The sequence below is a fragment of the Stenotrophomonas sp. Sm6012 genome (assembly GCF_030985895.1).
Lineage (GTDB): Bacteria > Pseudomonadota > Gammaproteobacteria > Xanthomonadales > Xanthomonadaceae > Stenotrophomonas > Stenotrophomonas forensis.
Window position 1 is genome coordinate 35,230 of the sequence record NZ_JAPTFX010000003.1, and the last position, 18,176, is coordinate 53,405.

The 18,176-nt window shown below is 66.0% G+C and carries 12 protein-coding genes; 8 read left to right on the forward strand and 4 right to left on the reverse strand.

Features of this window, described 5'->3' with window-relative positions:
- Positions 1-13: 13 nt before the first annotated feature.
- On the reverse strand, positions 14-991 hold the full coding sequence (locus O0J73_RS01205) for a DUF1852 domain-containing protein (protein WP_308307826.1): 978 nt from the start codon (positions 989-991) through the stop codon (positions 14-16).
- A 57-nt stretch (positions 992-1,048) separates the two neighbouring features.
- Positions 1,049-1,630: an FMN reductase gene (msuE, locus tag O0J73_RS01210; RefSeq protein WP_197603845.1), complete on the reverse strand. Its 582-nt coding sequence runs from the start codon at positions 1,628-1,630 to the stop codon at positions 1,049-1,051.
- Between the two features lie 175 nt (positions 1,631-1,805).
- Here msuE and O0J73_RS01215 point away from each other — a divergent pair, with 175 nt between their 5' ends.
- The 3 genes from O0J73_RS01215 (at position 1,806) to O0J73_RS01225 (ending at position 5,178) form a co-directional block, all read left to right on the forward strand.
- Entirely contained in the window at positions 1,806-2,720 is a 915-nt protein-coding gene (locus tag O0J73_RS01215; protein ID WP_006446222.1) for a LysR family transcriptional regulator, read from the forward strand.
- Positions 2,720-3,592: a methylenetetrahydrofolate reductase gene (locus tag O0J73_RS01220; protein WP_308307827.1), complete on the forward strand. Its 873-nt coding sequence runs from the start codon at positions 2,720-2,722 to the stop codon at positions 3,590-3,592. The genes O0J73_RS01215 and O0J73_RS01220 overlap by 1 nt, the downstream gene beginning before the upstream one ends.
- Before the next feature lie 80 nt (positions 3,593-3,672).
- The gene (locus O0J73_RS01225) at positions 3,673-5,178 is read left to right on the forward strand and encodes a serine hydrolase (RefSeq protein ID WP_308307828.1); all 1,506 of its coding nucleotides are present in this window, start codon (positions 3,673-3,675) and stop codon (positions 5,176-5,178) included.
- Between the two features lie 10 nt (positions 5,179-5,188).
- Here O0J73_RS01225 and O0J73_RS01230 read toward each other — a convergent pair whose 3' ends face one another.
- Positions 5,189-5,467 carry a hypothetical protein gene (locus tag O0J73_RS01230; RefSeq protein WP_308307829.1) on the reverse strand — a complete coding sequence of 93 codons (279 nt, stop codon included), beginning with the start codon at positions 5,465-5,467 and terminating at the stop codon, positions 5,189-5,191.
- A gap of 202 nt (positions 5,468-5,669) precedes the next feature.
- On the opposite strand from O0J73_RS01230, the gene O0J73_RS01235 reads away from it, so the two are divergent.
- Entirely contained in the window at positions 5,670-6,197 is a 528-nt protein-coding gene (locus O0J73_RS01235; protein WP_308307830.1) for a DUF6622 family protein, read from the forward strand.
- A gap of 164 nt (positions 6,198-6,361) precedes the next feature.
- Here O0J73_RS01235 and O0J73_RS01240 read toward each other — a convergent pair whose 3' ends face one another.
- Positions 6,362-6,493, reverse strand: coding sequence for a hypothetical protein (locus O0J73_RS01240; protein WP_308307855.1), 132 nt, complete (start codon positions 6,491-6,493; stop codon positions 6,362-6,364).
- Here O0J73_RS01240 and O0J73_RS01245 point away from each other — a divergent pair.
- The 4 genes from O0J73_RS01245 (at position 6,437) to O0J73_RS01260 (ending at position 18,059) form a co-directional block, all read left to right on the forward strand.
- Positions 6,437-8,521: a type I secretion system permease/ATPase gene (locus O0J73_RS01245; RefSeq protein WP_308307854.1), complete on the forward strand. Its 2,085-nt coding sequence runs from the start codon at positions 6,437-6,439 to the stop codon at positions 8,519-8,521. The genes O0J73_RS01240 and O0J73_RS01245 overlap by 57 nt on opposite strands.
- Positions 8,518-9,939 (forward strand): HlyD family type I secretion periplasmic adaptor subunit, encoded by a 1,422-nt coding sequence (locus tag O0J73_RS01250; protein ID WP_006446212.1) that lies wholly within the window; start codon positions 8,518-8,520, stop codon positions 9,937-9,939. Before O0J73_RS01245 ends, O0J73_RS01250 begins: the two co-directional genes overlap by 4 nt.
- 60 nt (positions 9,940-9,999) lie before the next feature.
- Complete coding sequence (locus tag O0J73_RS01255) at positions 10,000-10,614, forward strand: hypothetical protein (RefSeq protein WP_308307831.1); 615 nt, start codon at positions 10,000-10,002, stop codon at positions 10,612-10,614.
- Between the two features lie 71 nt (positions 10,615-10,685).
- Complete coding sequence (locus tag O0J73_RS01260) at positions 10,686-18,059, forward strand: calcium-binding protein (protein ID WP_308307832.1); 7,374 nt, start codon at positions 10,686-10,688, stop codon at positions 18,057-18,059.
- Positions 18,060-18,176 lie beyond the last annotated feature (117 nt).

Genomic DNA, 18,176 nt, shown 5'->3' on the forward strand with positions numbered 1-18,176 from the left:
GGAAATCGATGGATCAGCGGGCAGCCCACTGCTCAAGCACGGCGCGGTACGGCTTGATGAAGTGCTCTTCGGTGAACCGGCCCTGCTTGACCGCCAGCTGGCTGCGCTCTTCGCGGTCGTAGACGATGCGGGTGGATGAATAGTCCTGGTGCTTCAGGCTGGGCTGGTAGACCTTGCCGGCCACGGAATTGGCGTTGTAGATCTCCGGGCGGTAGATCTTCTGGAACGCTTCCATGGTGCTGATGGTGCCGATCAATTCCAGGTTCGAGTAGTCGCCCAGCAGGTCGCAGCGGAAGTAGAACGCCAGAGGCGCGACGCTGCCCGGCGGCATGAAGTAGCGCACCTGCAGGCCCATCTTGTCGAAGTACTGGTCGGTGGGGGAGAACTCGCCCTGGCGGTACTCCACGCCCAGGATCGGGTGGTGGTTCTCGGTGCGGTGGTAGGTCTTGCTGCTGGACACGCTGATGCAGATCACCGGCGCCTTGCTGAAGTTGGCGCGGTAGGCGTCCGACGCCAGGAAGTGCCTGAACAGCTTGCCGTGCAGGTCGCCGAAGCCGTCCGGAATGCCGAAGGTGGCCTTGCCCTCGTTGCTGGCCGGCAGCACCACGCTGAAGTCGTAATCGCGCACGTAGGACGAGAAGTTGTTGCCGACGATGCCTTCGCTGCGCGTGCCGGTCTGCGTGTCAACGATGGTCGGCCGCAGCACTTCGATCAGTGGGAACGGATCACTGCCATCGCCGCCGTCGATGTGCATCTCCACCGAGATGATGTCCAGCTCGACCGCGTAACGGTCGGCATTGGGGTTGTCCCAATGGGCCAGATCGTTGAAGCGGTTGTTGATCATGCTGATCGTGTTGCGCAGGTTCTCCTGCCGCGAGGCGCCACGGGCCAGGTTGGCGAAATTGGTGGTGATGCGCGTGCCGTCAGCGGGCTGGTAGTCCTCGTTGAAGGGGATGCGCGTGATGCTGAAGGTGAAGCGGTCGGTCGTCATGGGTGGCGTTCCGGGTTGCGGGGTGACATCCGAATGCAGGCCTGCGGCATTCGGCATTCAAAGGGCTGCTGCTATCTCGGCGGTGGCCGGTGCGGCGCGGTGGGACAGGGCAAGCAGGGGCAGCGCCCGCTGTACCGCCAGCCGTGCCCGCTGCGCCAGCGCCTCGTTGTGCACGCGGCCATCGGCGAAATCGCGGTCGGTGGCATAGACGCCCAGCGGCAGCGTGCGGGCCTGGAAGAAGCTGAAGAGCGGCCGCAGCTGGTGGTCGATCACCAGCGCATGGCGTTCGCTGCCGCCGGTGGCCGCCAGCAGGATGGGGGTGTCGACCAGTGCGTCCTGGTGGATGAAGTCGAAAAAGTGCTTGAACAGGCCGGTGTAGGAGCCGCGGTAGACCGGTGTGGCCACCACCAGTACGTCGGCCTGCTCGACCGCCGCCAGCTGCCGCTCCACCGCCTCGGGCAACTGCGAGCGCCACAGCGCACCGGCCAGCTGCGGCGCCAGTTCGCCCAGCTCGATCAGGTGCGGTTCGCAGGCAACGTCTTCGCCGATCAGGTCCAGCAGGTGCTCGGCCAGGGTTGCAGCCCGCGAGGGGCGCTGCAGTCCGCCGGAGACGGCGACGATACGGAGGGGGCGGGTCATCGGTCTGCTTTCAGCTGGGGAGGGGCTGCTTCGGGCGGTCTGCGCGGACGCAGTCCTGCAGGCCGGCGGGGTGGCCGGGCGTACAGGCAACCGAAGGCATGAGCCGATGCTAGCCATGCCCTTCCATGACGTAAAATGGTATTACTTCACCAATCCATGAGCGGGATTCATCATCATGCTGGAGCGGATCCATCTCAGCATCGTGCAGCAGGTCGAGCAGCAGGGCTCATTGACCGCCGCTGCCGGCGTCCTCAACCTGACCCAGTCGGCGCTCAGCCACAGCATGAAGAAGCTGGAGCAGCAGCTGGGCACCGATGTCTGGTTGCGCGAGGGGCGCAGCCTGCGCCTGACCCAGGCCGGGCAGTACCTGCTGGCGGTGGCCAATCGCGTGCTGCCGCAGCTGGACCTGGCCGAGGAGCGATTGGGCCAGTTCGCGCAGGGCGAGCGCGGCGCGCTGCGCATCGGCATGGAATGCCATCCCTGCTACCAGTGGCTGCTGAAGATCGTCTCGCCCTACCTGGCCGCGTGGCCGGACGTGGACGTGGACGTCAAGCAGAAGTTCCAGTTCGGCGGCATCGGCGCGCTGTTCGGCTACGAGATCGACCTGCTGGTCACGCCCGATCCGCTGCTCAAGCCCGGCCTGAAGTTCGTGCCTGTGTTCGACTACGAGCAGGTGCTGGTGGTGGCCAGCAGCCACGCCTTGGCCAGGGTAGACCACGTAAAGCCGCGCCAGCTCGGCCAGGAAGTGCTGATCAGCTACCCGGTGCCGTTCGAGCGGCTGGACATCTACAACCAGTTCCTGCTGCCGGCCGGCATCACGCCGCGTCGCCACAAGACCATTGAAACCACCGACATCATGATGCAGATGGTGGCCAGCGGGCGTGGCGTGGCCGCCATGCCGCGCTGGCTGGTGGAAGAGTACGCCGCGCGCATGGACGTGGTGCCGGTGCGCCTGGGTGCGAAGGGCATACCCAAGCAGATCTACCTGGGGGCACGCGAGGCGGACACCGCCATCGACTACCTGCAGGCCTTCGTCGAACTGGCCCGCAACAGCACGCCCATCGCCAGCAACGTGCGCGGGGGCGGGTGATGTCCGCACGTGCGCCTGCCCGGGCAGCGGCTTTCATCAGCAGGTATTCACTGGAGGTCAGCGCGAAGGCCCTGCCCGCGTTGCGCGCCGAAGCAGATCGCATCGCGCCCGGCACGATCATCTCCATTCCGTACCTGGCAAGCGAAGACGACAACGCGCGGCTGGCAGCGGCACGCATTGTGCGCCAGCTGGGTTTCGAGCCGATGCCACATCTGTCGGCGCGCCGCATCGAGTCGCGGGCTGCGCTTGAGCGTTTCATGCAGCGTGCCGCCAGTGAGGCCGGGGTGGAGCGATGCCTGTTGATCGCCGGCGATCTGGCAGCGCCGGCCGGGCCGTTTGCCGACAGTGTCGCGATCATCGACACCGGCATTCTCGAAGGCTCCGGCATCAAGGTGGTCGCCATCGGCGGGCACCCGGAAGGCCATCCGATGATGGGCAGTGGGGAACGCTGGGAGGTGCTTGAACGCAAGTGCCAGGCCATCGAGGCACGGCGCATGGCGCCGCTGATCATCACCCAGTTCGCCTTTGATGCCGACATCGTCCTGGCCTGGCTGGATGATCTGCGTTCGCGCGGCATCCGCGTTCCGGTACTGGTCGGCGTGCCAGGGCCGGCCAGCATCACGCGGTTGGCGCGCTACGCCGCGATGTGTGGCGTGGGAGCCAGTGCCTCGATGCTGGCGCGGTACGGCATCTCGATCGGCCGGTTGCTGGGACCGGCCGGGCCGGAGGTATTTGTCGACCGCCTCGTGCAGGGGCTGACCGACGCCCATGGCGCGGTCAGTCCGCACTTCTTCCCGTTTGGCGGCATTGCAGCATCGCTGGCGTGGATCGAGCGCTACCAACGGCACGCACTGGCCTCCAGCTCCTCATAGGCCATCAGTCATGGCAGCCGGGCCGCGTTCGCGGCAGCCCGGCACCGCTACACTGCGGCATCGACTCGTGAGGTAGGTAGATGCCCAGCGCCATCCTGCAGTTCTCCATGGAGTGGAAGCGGTCAGTGCTGAGGGTGGTTTCCGCAGCGGCGGGTTCGCTGGTGTTGCTGGCCGGCATCGCCGGGCAGGCGAGTGCGGCCGCTGGCCCGGCCGAGATCGCGCAGCTGGTGGACAGCTATGCAGCAAACCGTGATTTCAACGGCGTCGTGCTTGTCGCCCAGCACGGGCGCATCCTGTATCGGGGCGCCCATGGACTGGCCAACCGTGAATGGCAGGTGCCGAACGTCGAAGACGGCGTCTTCTGCATCGGCTCGCTGAGCAAGCCGATCACCGCCATCCTGGTGATGCAGCTGGTGCAGGAAAATACATTGCGGCTGGACGGCACGCTGGGCGAGTACCTGCCCGCGCTCTATGCCGGCACGCCTGCAGCTGCGGTCACGGTGGCGCAGCTGTTGAATCACACGTCCGGCATTGTCGACCTGCCGCGCAGTTACGAAGACCCGTGGTGGCAGACGCAGGCCCGGCTCTCCCTGGCGCCCGATGACTTCGCCAAAGCGTGGATTCCCGGCACGCTGCAGAGCGCGCCGGGGGCCGAGTGGCGCTACAACAACAATGGCTACTTCCTGCTCGGCCTGATCATCGAGAAGGCAACGGGCGCCAGCTACGAGGCCAACCTGCAGCGCCGGATCCTGGACAAGGCCGGCATGACCAACAGCGGGCTGTACCACGCCAGCGCACTCATTCCGCGCCTGGCGACCGGCTACCAGACCCGGCCGGACTTCAGCCTGGCGCGCCCGATGCCCATCGATCCGAGCGTCTCGTTCTCGGCCGCCGGCCTGTACTCCACCGTTGACGATCTGCTGCGGCTGGACCAGGCCCTGCAGAATGATTCACTGCTGAGCGCGCCTTCGCGGCGGGCCATGTGGACCAACCATCGCTCGGGCTATGGCTACGGTTGGGAAGTGGAGAACTGGCCTTTGCCTGCCGGTGGCACCTACCCGGTGGAATCGCATACGGGCAGCGTTCCGGGCTACCAGACCTACTGGCTCCGCGCCGGGCAGGATCACTCGGTGGTGATCGTGCTGGACAACTACTGGCAGGGCGAGACCGCAGCGAGCCTCGGCAAGGAACTGATGGGCGTGCTGCACGGCATGCCGGTTACCCTGGCGCGGAAGAATCTGGGCACCCTGCTGGTGCCGGCCGCACTTTCATCGGGGGTGCAGGGCATGACCCGCGCCTATGAGGCACTGGGGCCTGCGGCCAGCCAGTACGACACCTCCGAGCAGGCGCTGAACTCGCTGGGCTATCGTCTGCTGAGGATGAAGCGCGTGCCGGAATCAGTGGCCGTGTTCCAGTGGAATGCCCGCGCGCACCCGCAATCGGCGAACGTGCATGACAGCCTGGGCGAAGCCTACCGGGCCAATGGCCAGCGCAAGCAGGCGATCAACAGCTACCGGACGGCGGCGGCGCTGGCGCCCGGCGACGCGCGCCTGCGCGCCGTATTGAAGGAGCTGGAACAGGAGTGAACGGGGCGCTTCAGCCCGGCAGGTCGCACTTCATCCGGCCGTCCACATAGTAGGGCTTCGGCACGTTGGGGTTCTCGCTGGTCTTTTCGAACACCACTTCGAACGAGGCGGCATCGGGCGTGCCCTTGCGGCCGGTACACGCATCCTGCAGCTTCTTTTTCACCGCCGTGATGCCGGCCTCGCGGTTGGCGCCGTCGGCGCTGTTGGTCAGGTTCACGGTCTCGGCCGAGGCCAGCGGGCTCAGGGCGAGCAGGCCGCCGGTCAGCAGCAGGGTGTGCAGCTTGGTCATGGGTCGTGCCTTGTGGGTTTCCAATGGAGTCCCAGCATAGGGTTGGGCCGTTAACGGGATGTGGCCGCAGGGGCCTGAGTCGGTGCGCATCGCAGCGTAATCCGCGATGGCTGACAGCTGTCACTGGCCGCAACCCGGGTGGAAGCGAATAGTGAGCGCCAACGCGGAGACGCTCCGCCACCACTCAGCCGAGGGACCATCCATGAACATGCTCCAGCACCTTGCCTCGCAGACGCCGACCTGGGTCTGGCTGCTCCTGGCCTTCCTGATTACGCGCGGCATCGCCGCCATGAAGCCGGGCGAAACCTCCCTGCAGAAGCTGGCCGTCGTGCCCGTGCTGTTCACCGTCTGGGGCGCCTGGTCGATCAGCCACCGCTACGGGATGTCCGTGGGCGCCTGGGGCGAGTGGCTGGCCGGCATCGGCTCGGGCGCGGCGCTGGGGTGGCTGCTGCTGGGCCACGTGAAACTGACGCTCGACCGCGCCACCGGGAAGCTCTGGCGCAATGCGGACTACAGCGTGCTGCCGCTGCTGCTGGTCACGTTCCTGGTGAAGTACGGCTTCGAAGTCGCCTTTGCGGTCTCGCCGGCATTGACCACCCATGCCGGCGCCAGCGCGGCGTACCTGCTGCTGTCGGGTGGGTTCACCGGCCTGTTCATCGGCAAGTACTGCCGCTACCTGGCTTCGTTGCGGCTGGACGCGGCGGGGAAGGGGCTGGGGATCGCGGGCTGAATCGGCCGGTCGTGACGCGTCACGTTAATGCCGGGTCACTGGCGTCGCGCAGCACGGATCGGGTTGATCGTATGGCCTTCGGGAACCCACTTGACAGGCCTGTGAACTGACCCCAATGTCGGCGCGGGGTTGCGCACAATGGAAGCTGCGCAGGGAATGTTATGTCACAGGGAGACGCGGCACCTTTGGTGCTGGGGGGAGAGCGTGCGCAGGATCGACAGGATCTGGCGTTGCGTGGTCTGGTACTGCTTGCTCAATTTCATGGCATTGCGGCCGACGCCAGTCAGCTGGCGCATGACGCTGGCCTGGGCGATGGCCCGATGGACGAAACGACCCTGGTGCTGGCGGCCCGCAAGCTGGGCTTCAAGGCGCGGATGGTGTCGACGCCAGCTGCGCGGCTGGCGCTGTCCAACCTGCCTGCGCTGGCGCTCGGCGACGACGGTGATGCGTTCATCATTGCCCGCATCAGTGGCGATCAGGTACTGATCCACGACCTGGCCGAGAAACGTCCGCAGAGCATTGACATGGCCGCGCTCCGGCAACGCTACCGCGGGCGCCTGCTGCAGGTCGCATCGCGGGCCTCGGTTCTCGGTGAGCTGGCCCGGTTTGATTTCAGCTGGTTCATTCCGGCGGTGATCAAGTACCGGAAGATGCTGCTGGAAGTCTTCGTCGTCTCGTTCTTCATCCAGTTGTTCGCGCTGGTCACGCCCCTGTTCTACCAGGTGGTGATGGACAAGGTGCTGGTGCATCGAGGCCTGACAACGCTGGATGTGATTGCGATCGGCCTGGTGTCGATCGCCGTGTTCGACGTGGTGCTCAGCGGGTTGCGTACTTATGTGTTCGCCCATACCACCAGCAAGATCGACGTCGAGCTGGGTGCCCGGCTGTTCCGGCATGTACTGGCGTTGCCGCTGGCGTACTTCGAATCCCGGCGGGTTGGCGACACCATTGCACGCGTGCGCGAGCTGGAGAACATCCGCAACTTCCTCACCGGGCAGGCATTGACCTCGGTGCTGGACCTGCTGTTCACCGTCGTGTTCCTGGCCGTGATGTTCTACTACAGCGGCTGGCTGACCCTGATCGTGGTGATCTCGCTACCGCTCTACGCGCTCGTTTCGGCGGGCATCACTCCCGTTCTGCGCAAGCGGCTGGATGAGAAGTTCGCACGCGGCGCGGACAACCAGTCCTTCCTCGTTGAAACCATCAGTGGCATCGGTACGGTCAAGGCGAATGCAGTCGACCCGCGGGTGACGCGCACCTGGGACAGCCAGCTGGCCGGATATGTCAATGCGGGCTTCGGGGTCACCAAGATCGCGACCGTCGGCCAGCAGAGCGTGCAGCTTGTGCAGAAGCTGGTCAGCGTTGCCATCCTGTTCTGGGGGGCAAAGCTGGTCATTGATGGCGAGCTGTCGCTGGGCCAGCTGATCGCCTTCAACATGCTGTCCGGGCAGGTCGCCGCGCCGATCATCCGCCTGGCCCAGCTGTGGCAGGACTTCCAGCAGGTAGGCATTTCCGTCCAGCGCCTCGGCGATATCCTCAACACCCGCACGGAACTTCCCGGCAGCCGGATGGCATTGCCGCCCATCCGCGGTGACATCACCTTCGAGCAGGTCGGCTTCCGCTATCGCCCGGATACGCCGGAGATTCTCGCTGGCATCGATCTGCACGTACCGGCCGGGCAGGTGATTGGCATCGTCGGGCGTTCCGGGTCCGGCAAGAGCACACTGACCAAACTGGTGCAGCGCCTGTACACGCCCGAGCGCGGGCGGGTGCTGGTGGACGGGCATGATCTGGCTCTGGCCGATCCTGCCTGGCTGCGGAGGCAACTGGGCGTGGTATTGCAGGAGAACTTCCTGTTCAACCGCAGCGTGCGCGAGAACATCGCACTGAGTGACCCGGGCATGCCGCTGGAGCGGGTGATCAAGGCGGCAACCCTGGCCGGCGCCCACGAGTTCATCTCGGCGCTGCCCGAGGGCTATGACACCAAAGTGGGCGAGCACGGTGCTGGCCTGTCGGGTGGCCAGCGGCAGCGCGTGGCAATCGCGCGTGCGCTGATCACCGACCCGCGCATCCTGATCCTGGATGAGGCCACCAGCGCCCTGGACTACGAGTCGGAGCATGCGGTGATGTCCAACATGCGCGAGATCTGCAGGGGACGCACCGTCATCATCATCGCGCACCGCCTTTCCACCGTGCGCAGGGCCAACCGCATTGTCGTCGTCGACCGTGGCCGCATCGTCGAGAGCGGAACGCACGATGAGCTGCTGGCACAGCCGGGCGGACACTACGCGCAGCTGCACCGACTGCAGCAGGGGGCAGCATGAAGCACATCCGTGATGCAGTCGGCGCCTTCGCCGCGCGCTACCTTGCCGTGTTCCGTAGCGCCTGGCAGGCCCGCCACGAAATGGACCCGCCGGCACGCAGGGCCGACGAGCGGTCCTTCCTGCCCGCACACCTGGAGCTGATTGAAACCCCTGCCTCGCCCACCGCGCGGTGGACATTACGCATCATCATCGCGTTGTTCTGCGTGGCGGTGCTGTGGGCCAGTCTCGGCAAGCTCGATATCGTTGCGGTGGCGCCCGGCAAGACCGTCGTGGACTCACGGACCAAGGTAGTGCAGCCGGCGGAAACCAGCGTGGTGCGACGCATCCTGGTGCGTGACGGGCAGGCGGTGAAAGCGGGGCAGGTGCTGATCGAGCTTGATGCCACCGCTACGTCGGCCGACGTGGCCAAGGCAGGCGATGCATTGCTGAACGCGCGCATGTCCGCCCTGCGCCTGCGTGCCCTCGCCGAGGCCCTGGAGGATGGTGCAGCGCCGGTGTTCCATGTTGATCCGGACCTGCCCACAGACCGGGCACAAGCCGAGCAGGCGCTGGCGCGAAGCCAGTACGAGGCACTGCAGGCCAAGCGCCACAATCTGCAGGCCCTGATCGCGCAGCGCCGCGCGGAACTGGAAACCACCCAGGACTCGGTGAAACCCCTGGAGGAATCGGCGCGGATCTCCCGCCTGCGCGCCGACGACTATCGGCGCTTGCTGCAGGGCAACTACGTGGGGCGTCACGACTACCTGCTGCGCGAGCAGGAGCGTATTGCCGGCGAGCGCGATCTTGCTGCGCAGCGCAATCGCGTGCAGGAGATCCGGTCGGCCCAGCGCGCCGCCGAGGAAGAACTGAGGGTGCTGGTGGCCGACTTCCGGCAACAGACCCTGGATGGCCTGCGCGAGGCGCAGGAGCAGATCGGGCAGATGACGCCCGAGGTGTCGCGGACGGGGCAGCGTGACCACCAGATGACCCTGCGGGCCCCGGTTGATGGCACCGTACAGCAGCTGGTCGTGCACACGGTGGGCGGCGTGGTTACGCCGGCGCAGCCGCTGCTGGCCGTGGTCCCCAGCGAGGAAGCGCTGGAGGTCGAAGCCACCATTCTCAACAAGGACATCGGCTTTGTGCGCACCGGCCAGGCGGTAACCGTGAAGGTGGAGAGCTTTCCGTATACCCGCTACGGCTACCTGACGGGGAAAGTAGTAAGCGTCTCCCACGATGCCATGCAGGACGAGAATCTCGGCCTGGTCTTCCCGGTGCGGGTGAAGCTCGACAACGCCACCCTGCAGATCGACGGGGTGCGTGTACGGATGACTGCCGGCATGAGCCTGAGCGCCGAGATCAAGACCGGGAAACGGCGGGTCATCGATTACCTGTTGAGTCCATTGCGCCAGCATGCAGGCGAGTCGCTACGCGAGCGTTGATCCACCTTGGCGCCTGCGACGGGCGTCCATGCCACTCTACAGATGAGGTCATTCGTGCGAATGCTGCGCTTGCTCCTGCTTCCGCTGCTGGCAATCCTGTCCGCGTGCCAGGACCCGCCACCCCAGCGCCCCGTACATGTGATGCTTCGACCCTACCTGCTGCGGCCCGGCGTTGACCCGGCTGGCGGCAACGCGGTGGTGGTCTACCTGAACCGCGACAACGGCCGCGTAAGGGAAGGGCCGGGCAGAGCGGCAGGGACGCCATGGACGACCCTCCGCCTGCTTGTGGGCGTCGGCGCCACGCTCCCTGCCTCGATGTCACTCCGCGGCGATGAGCGTGTCACTGATGAAGGCGATGGATTCCAGCGACTGGAACGCGACAGCGGGTCCCGGGTGCACAGCATGCTTCGCTTCATGGGCCCCTGCGGACACGAGGTGCTTGCCACCGCATGGTCGAACGACTCGCCGAGCAGGGGCATCTACCGTGCAGAAATGCAGATGGATGGATTGTACCTGCAGTACTCCTATGGCGCGGAGAGCCACGCCGACCATCTGCGCTTCGCGGCCTGGGCATATGCCTGGTACATGGGGGAGCCTTGCTCGCAGCCGACGCAGGACGCCGAGGGGGTATCCAGCAGCAGAACGCGCATCGCGCCTGGCGGGCATACCCCCTGATGCATTTGCAGTGCACTTCGTAGTGGTCTTGTTTTCCCCTCAACCTTCACCATGCCGCATCAAGGAAGAACATGTCCGGTATTCTCAATCTCGATTCGTCCCAGCGCACAACGCTGCAGAACTACAGCAATTCAGGCCAGCATGCCGAGGCCTATCGCTACCTGAGAGATCTTGCTGCATCCCAAGCCCGCACCTCGGACGCTGCCACGGCTGCCGAGCTCAACAGGATGTCCAACTGGTTCGATTCCGCTGGCAAGATCAATGCGAATGACGGCAGCCTGGTAAGCGACCTGGTCCGTGGTGCCACCATGTGGCAGGGCACAGTCAATGGACTCAACGCCAATGAGGCATGGTTCCAGCAGGGCTCCGATCTCCTTGCCAACACAGTGGTGAACGACGTCCTGGGCGGCCACGTGCAATCGCTGGGCGACATCATTGGCAAGGATGTGATGACCGCCGTGCAGGATATGCAGCTCGGCGAGGCTGACCGATGGGCGGGCACGCTGGGTGACCAGTTCGATCCGCCGCTGGGGCTGGGCGAGGATTTCGTCCAGGTACAGAGCGAGGACGGCACGGTCACCGGCTACGTACAGGATCTGGCCGCTGCCATCCTGTCGAACATCAACGGCGTGCTGCGCGCGGCCGGCCTGGAAGCGCCGCTGAGCGAGGCGATGGGCTGGGTCATGGACCATGGGTTCGGCCGCTTCCTTGACCTGCTCGGCGAGGGAATGGGCTGGGCCATGGACAATGGCCTGGGCCGTTTCATCGATCGGTTCGAGGATCTGGCGCGGCGCATCCGCGGCGACAACACCTACCGGATCGAGCGCTACGACCCCCTGGCACTGGATCTGGACGGAGACGGCCAGGTGCGCACGGTGGCCGAACGCGGCTGGGCCGGCACCCTGTTCGACCATGATGGCGATGGGATCCGCACCGCCAGTGGCTGGGTGGATGCGCGCGATGGCCTGCTGGTCCGTGACCTGGATGGCAACGGGCGAATCGATTCGGGTCGCGAACTGTTCGGCGACCAGACGCGCCTGGCGAATGGCCAGCGGGCCGCCAATGGTTTCCAGGCACTGGCGGCGCTGGATGACAACGCCGACGGCCGGATCGATCTGAATGATGCGTCGTTCGCCTCGCTTTCGGTGTGGCGCGACGCCAATGGCAACGGCATCACGGATGCAGGAGAACTGCTGACCCTGCAGGAGCTGGGCATCACGTTCCTCGGAACCACCATGGGCGGAGCCAGTGGCGACGTGGAGGGCGGCGCGCTGCTGGGCTCGTCAACATTCGGCCGCCGCGATGCGAACGGCATCGAGCAGACGCATCTGCTTCAGGATTTCAACTTCGACAACGACAGCCTGCGCTCCGACTATGCCGAGGATGTCGCGGTGCCAGAAGCCATCCGTGGGCTGGTCAACAGCCGCGGCATCGGCAACCTGCGCTCGCTGCACCAGGCCGCAGCGCTGTCCCCCGCGTTGCAGGCCCTGCTGGTCAGCTTCTCTGCGGGGGAGACGCGCCAGGTACAACGCGACCTGCTTGACGATCTGATCCTGGAATGGGCACGCACCAGCCCCTACTTCTCTTCGCAGGCCATCCGCATCAACAGTGGCGGCGGCGTGGAAGATCCCAACTCCACCAACGTGGTGCGGCTGCGTCCCAACGAAGTACTGGTGTGGCCGGAGCCGACCTGGCTGGATGACGTCCAGACCATGAAGATGCGCGTGGTTGAAGCGATCATGGGCTACGCGCCGATTACCGATGTCTGGTGGGGAACGCAGACCGTGCAGCAGTACGTGCAGGTCTACGACGCGATCTTCGAAGCGTTCTATGCAACGCTCAGCAGCAAGTCGCGCCTGAAGGGCTATACCGACCTGATCCAGCCCACCTGGGATGTGCAGGCGGGCCAGGTCAGCTTTGCCTTTGCCGCACTGGAAGCCAAGCTCAACACGCGCTTCGCCAGCAGCCAGGCCGATGCCATCATCGACCTGGCTGAGCTGTTGCGGGCGCAGGGGCGATTCCTGCTGGGCAACGGCTGGGCCGCGGGCGAGACCATGCTGCGCAGCTGGCTGCTGCAGGCGGAGTCCCAGCCCGACCTAGGTGCGGCACTGGCCGCCGCAGGCCTGCAGCTGAGCAGCGTGGCGACGGACGGCTCGGTGGCAGGCAGCCTCGGCAGCAATGATGGAATCCTTGTCGGCCGCGACCAGGCCGCCGATGTGCGCGAGCAGTTGCGTGGTGGCGCCGGCGATGACCTCATCCTCGGCGGCGCCGGCGACGATCTGCTGGACGGTGGCCAGGGCAGCGACACCCTGTTCGGCGGCGCAGGCAACGACACCCTGTCGGGCGGCGCAGGCGCCGACCTCCTGTCCGGAGGGCAGGGTGAAGACACTCTGGACGGCGGGGAGGGCGACGATCTGTTGTACGGCGACGCAGGCAACGACAGCCTGAGCGGCGGCGCCGGCACGGACCGTCTGGAAGGCGGGTTGGGTACCGATGCGCTCTACGGCGGTGCGGGCAACGACGTCCTTGACGGTGGCGCCGGCGACGACTACCTGCAGGGCGGAGAAGGCAGCGACCGCTATCTGTTCGGCCGCGGCAGCGGTCATGACCGCATCAACAACTACGACGCCTCCAATGGCCGTGTCGACACGCTCGAGATCGGCGCGGGCATCCTTCCTTCAGACCTGAAGGTCTGGCGCAGCGGCGACTATCTGTGCATCCAGATCATCAGTACCGGCGACCGTGTCGATATCCAGGACTACTTCCGCGCAGACGGCCAGAGTGACTATCGCCTGGATCGCATTCGTTTCTCCAACGGGGTGCAGTGGAGCATTGCCGATGTCAAGGCGCTGGTCCTCATTCCGGTGCCGGGGGTGGACGATCTCTACGGCTACGACAGCGACGACATCATCCATGGCGGAGACGGCAACGAGTGGTTGAGTGGCCGCGGCGGCAACGACACCCTGACCGGCGGAGGCGGTGCGGACACGCTGAACGGTGACGATGGCAACGACCAGCTGGACGGTGGCGAAGGCGACGACCGCCTCAATGGCGGTGACGGGCAGGATCTGCTGGTGGGCGGCAGCGGCAACGATACGCTCGATGGTGGGGCCGGCGACGACCAGCTGTGGGGTGGCGTCGGCAACGATCAGCTGCGCGGTGGCCAGGGCAATGACGTGTACGGGTTCGCCGCTGGATTCGGCCAGGATGTGATCGACAATCATGACGACAGTGCAGGACGCCTTGACGCGATTTCGTTCGCCGCGGACATCGCGCCGACGGACATCATTGCCAGCCGGGTTGGCGACGACCTGCTGCTGGTGCGTGCGGGCAGCACCGATCGGCTGACGGTGTCGCGCTACTTCCAGAACGATGGCAATGGTCCCTCGCGCGTGGACGAGATCCGCTTTGCCGATGGCACGATCTGGACCGTGGCCGCCGTGCGCCAGCGGGTGCAGCTGGCCACCGCTGGCGATGACCATCTGCAGGGCTATGAAGGCGACGATGTTCTTTCCGGCGAGGGCGGCCATGACACGCTGTCCGGCGGGCAGGGTAACGACCAGCTGTTCGGCGGCGAAGGCGATGACACGCTGCAGGGCGGCGATGGCAACGACCTGCTCGATGGCGGCCAGGGCAGCGATACGCTGGATGGCGGCGAAGGCGATGACCAGCTGTCCGGCGGAGCCGACATGGACGCGCTCTACGGCGGTGGCGGCAATGATGTGCTGGACGGTGGCGAGGGGCGCGATTGGCTGGCCGGGGAGCAGGGTAACGATGAGCTGCGCGGCGGTGCCGGCGACGACGAGCTGATGGGCGGGGAGGGCAATGACATCCTGCAGGGCGATGCGGGCAATGACCGCCTGGCCGGTGGCAGCGGGGATGACCAGTACCGGTTCGCCAGCGGTGACGGCCAGGACATGATCCTGGATACCGAGGGGGCAACCACCCTGCAGCTTGTCGACCGGGCGCTGGCCTCGGCCGTGCTGCGACGGGACAATGGCGATCTGGTCCTGACCTTCCTCGACGGCAGTGCCGACCAGATCCGTCTTGAGCGCTATTTCGACCCGATCACCGGCCTGGCGGCCTTGGGGCTGTCGCTGGTGGCGGGCGGCGTCACCCGCCTGCTCGATCCGGCGGCGCTGGATCTGGCGGTCCTGGAAGCCACTCCGCTGGCCGACGTCATCCACGGCAACGCCGGCCAGAACATCGTGCACGCCGGAGAGGGTGACGACACGGTTCATGGCCATGACGGTGATGACACGCTGTACGGCGAGGCCGGCGACGACCGCCTGTTTGGCGGGCAGGGTGCCGACCTGCTGGAGGGCGGCGCTGGCAACGACTGGCTCGACGGCGGCGAGGGGGTGGATGAAGCGCGCGGAGGTGCGGGTGACGACACCTATGTGGTGGACAACAGCAACGACCGCATCGTCGAGCTTGCCGGTGGCGGTCGTGACCATGTCCTGAGCAGTGCCAGCTACGCACTGTCCGCGCAGCTGGAAACCCTGACGCTGACGGGCGCGGCGGACATCGACGGCACCGGCAACGAACTTGCCAACGTCCTCACCGGCAACGAGGGCGCCAACCGGCTCGAGGGTGGCGCCGGCGATGATCAGTTGTTCGGCGGCCAAGGAAACGACCGCCTGCTGGGTGGCAGCGGCAACGACGTGCTTGATGGCCAGTCCGGGGACGATCACATGGAGGGCGGCGCCGGTGATGACATCTACCACGTGGACAGTCTGCTGGACAGCATCGTCGAACTCGCGGGCGACGGGTTCGATGTCGTGCACGCCACCAGCGACTACACGCTGTCGGGCAACATCGAGCGGTTGGTGCTGGTGGAAGGGAGTGGCGCCATCACCGCCATTGGCAGCGCCGACAACAACGAACTGACCGGCAACAGCAACAGCAACCGCCTGGATGGCGGGGCAGGGGCCGACCGCATGGTGGGTGGCCTGGGCGACGACACCTATGTGGTCGACCAGGCCGGCGATGTCGTGGTTGAACTCGCCGGCGAAGGCCACGACACGGTGGAATCGAGCATCGATTATGTGCTCGGCGATACCCTGGAAGATCTGGTGCTGACCGGCAGCGGCAACATCAGTGGCACCGGCAACGGTGGCAACAATCAGCTGACCGGCAATTCAGGCAACAACCGTCTCGACGGCGGCGCCGGTGGCGACCGGATGCAGGGAGGCGAGGGGGACGATTACTACGTCAACGACAGCAGCGGCGACTGGATCGTCGAGCATGCCGGGGAGGGCGTCGACACCGTCGAGCGCCGCTACGAGACAAACCTCGTGCTGGCCGATGAGGTCGAGAATCTGATCCTGGCCGTCGGCATCCAGACCGGCAATGGCAACGGGCTGGACAATGTGATCACTGGCAACGCCGGTGCCAATACGCTCGGCGGCTGGGATGGCGATGATCTGCTGTACGGCCTGGATGGCAATGATTCGCTGTTTGGTGGAAGCGGTAGCGACACCCTGTTCGGCGGCAGCGGCAACGACTATCACGATGGCGGCGAGGGCATCGACCGCATGGAAGGTGGGGCCGGCGACGATGTCTACATTGTCGATGACAGTGCCGACGTGGTGGTCGAGGCGCTCGGTGCCGGCAAGGACCAGGTCCAGTCCAGCGCCTCGTACGTGCTGTCCGACAACATCGAGAACCTGTTCCTGACCGGTACGGGTGCCATCAATGGCAGTGGCAATGCGCTGGACAACTACCTGGCCGGCAATGCGGAAGCCAACACCATCCACGGGCTCGGTGGCAACGATACGATTGTCGGTGGCGGTGGCAACGACACGCTGATCGGTGGCAGCGGCGATGACAAATACGTCTTCGACACCAGCAGCGGCACCGACACGGTGGACAACACCGGCGGAGGCTTCGACGGCGTGTTCTTCACCGGCGGCATCGGCCGTGAGCGGATCTCGTTCAGCCGAGATGGCAACGATCTGCTGATCACGCTGGACAACGCTGCAACGCCGGCCGTCCGGGTCACCAACCACTTCCTCGGCGGCGACGCCGCGATCGACTACGTGCAGCCGGACGGTGGTTCCTACCTGACCACCGCGCAGATAAACCAGATCGTTGCCGGCGGCAGTACCGGCGGGCAGTTCGACCAGGTCATCCAGGGCACCGCAGCCGGCGAGCAGCTGGCGGGCAGCGCCGGCAAGGATCTGATCGAGGGCCTGGGCGGTGCCGACACGCTGTTTGGCATGGGCGGCAATGACACCCTGCGTGGTGGCGACGGAAACGACTACCTGTCCGGCGGCAATGGAAGCGGCACCGCCTCGGGCGACGATCGCCTCGAAGGCGGGCTGGGCAATGACACGTTGCGTGGCGAAGACGGGAGCAACGTGCTCATCGGTGGCGCAGGCGACGATCAGTACGTCTATGGCGGCGGCATCGATGTCATCGACAACACGGGGGGCGGTACGGACTGGTTGATCTTCCAGAACGACATTTCGCTGTCCAAGCTCGCCTTCGCCCGTGATGGCGACAACCTGGTGATCACCGTCAACGGCAATGGCAACCAGAAGGTCACCGTCACCAATCACTTCCTCGGCGGTGACATGGCGCTGGACTACCTGCAGCCTGCAGGTGGCTCGGCGCTGAACACGGCGGCCATCAATGCGCTGGTGCCCGGCACCGGTGGCGGCAACCCGGGGGGCGGCAATGACGGCGACTATCCGTCACAGATCACCGGCACGGCGGCCGGCGAGCAGCTGGTGGGCACCAGTGGCCGTGATCGCATGCAGGGCCTCGGCGGCGACGACACCCTGTTCGGCATGGGCGGGGATGACAAGCTCGAGGGGGGCGATGGCAATGACTACCTGTCCGGTGGCAATGGCAGCTTCAGCGGCTCGGGCAACGACATCCTGATCGGTGGCGCGGGCGACGACCAGCTGGTGGGCGAAGACGGTAACGACCTGCTGTTCGGTGGCGCGGGCAACGACACCTACTTCTACCGCGCAGGCGGTGGCGTGGACACCGTGGACAACACCGGCGGCGGGACCGACTGGCTGTACTTCGACGGCATCGCGCGCAGCCGCCTGAGCTACTACCGGGATGGCGACGACCTGCTCGTGCGGGTGGACGCCGATGCGGGCCAGCAGATGCGGGTACTGAAGCATTTCCAGGGCGGGCAGTACGCCATCGCGTTCGTGCAGCCGGGGGACGGAGGCAACGCCATTTCGGCATCGGCCATCGCCGGCCAGCTCAAGCCACTTCCGGCCGCAACCACGCGTGCGTCCGCCCGCACGGCGGATGCGTCGGCCAATGCGGAAGTGCGGCAGCTGATCGAGGCCATCGGTGGGTTTGCCGGTGATGCCGGCACCGGCTGGAGCGAGGCGCAGGGCGTTGTGGCCGAGCCGCTGATGGGGCATGCCGGCTACGATCATGGGTATGCCATGAGGACCGCGATGCGCATCAGCGCGTGAGGAACGGGCTATCGAGGGGCCGATGGCGGCGCCTCGATACTTGGCTCTCGTTGTCCTGCGACGCGCCAGACCTGCTGCACCGCCGTCATGAAGGCGTCACACCGCGCCCGTACCTTG

Excerpts from the sequence above, each read along its gene's own strand:
- O0J73_RS01250 (WP_006446212.1), top strand. The coding sequence starts at position 8,518 with ATGAAGCACATCCGTGATGCAGTCGGCGCCTTCGCCGCGCGCTACCTT.
- msuE (WP_197603845.1), bottom strand. The coding sequence starts at position 1,630 with ATGACCCGCCCCCTCCGTATCGTCGCCGTCTCCGGCGGACTGCAGCGC.
- O0J73_RS01230 (WP_308307829.1), bottom strand. The coding sequence starts at position 5,467 with ATGACCAAGCTGCACACCCTGCTGCTGACCGGCGGCCTGCTCGCCCTG.
- O0J73_RS01255 (WP_308307831.1), top strand. The coding sequence starts at position 10,000 with ATGCTGCGCTTGCTCCTGCTTCCGCTGCTGGCAATCCTGTCCGCGTGC.
- O0J73_RS01215 (WP_006446222.1), top strand. The coding sequence starts at position 1,806 with ATGCTGGAGCGGATCCATCTCAGCATCGTGCAGCAGGTCGAGCAGCAG.
- O0J73_RS01205 (WP_308307826.1), bottom strand. The coding sequence starts at position 991 with ATGACGACCGACCGCTTCACCTTCAGCATCACGCGCATCCCCTTCAAC.
- O0J73_RS01260 (WP_308307832.1), top strand. The coding sequence starts at position 10,686 with ATGTCCGGTATTCTCAATCTCGATTCGTCCCAGCGCACAACGCTGCAG.
- O0J73_RS01235 (WP_308307830.1), top strand. The coding sequence starts at position 5,670 with ATGAACATGCTCCAGCACCTTGCCTCGCAGACGCCGACCTGGGTCTGG.
- O0J73_RS01225 (WP_308307828.1), top strand. The coding sequence starts at position 3,673 with ATGCCCAGCGCCATCCTGCAGTTCTCCATGGAGTGGAAGCGGTCAGTG.
- O0J73_RS01220 (WP_308307827.1), top strand. The coding sequence starts at position 2,720 with ATGTCCGCACGTGCGCCTGCCCGGGCAGCGGCTTTCATCAGCAGGTAT.
- O0J73_RS01240 (WP_308307855.1), bottom strand. The coding sequence starts at position 6,493 with ATGCGCCAGCTGACTGGCGTCGGCCGCAATGCCATGAAATTGAGCAAG.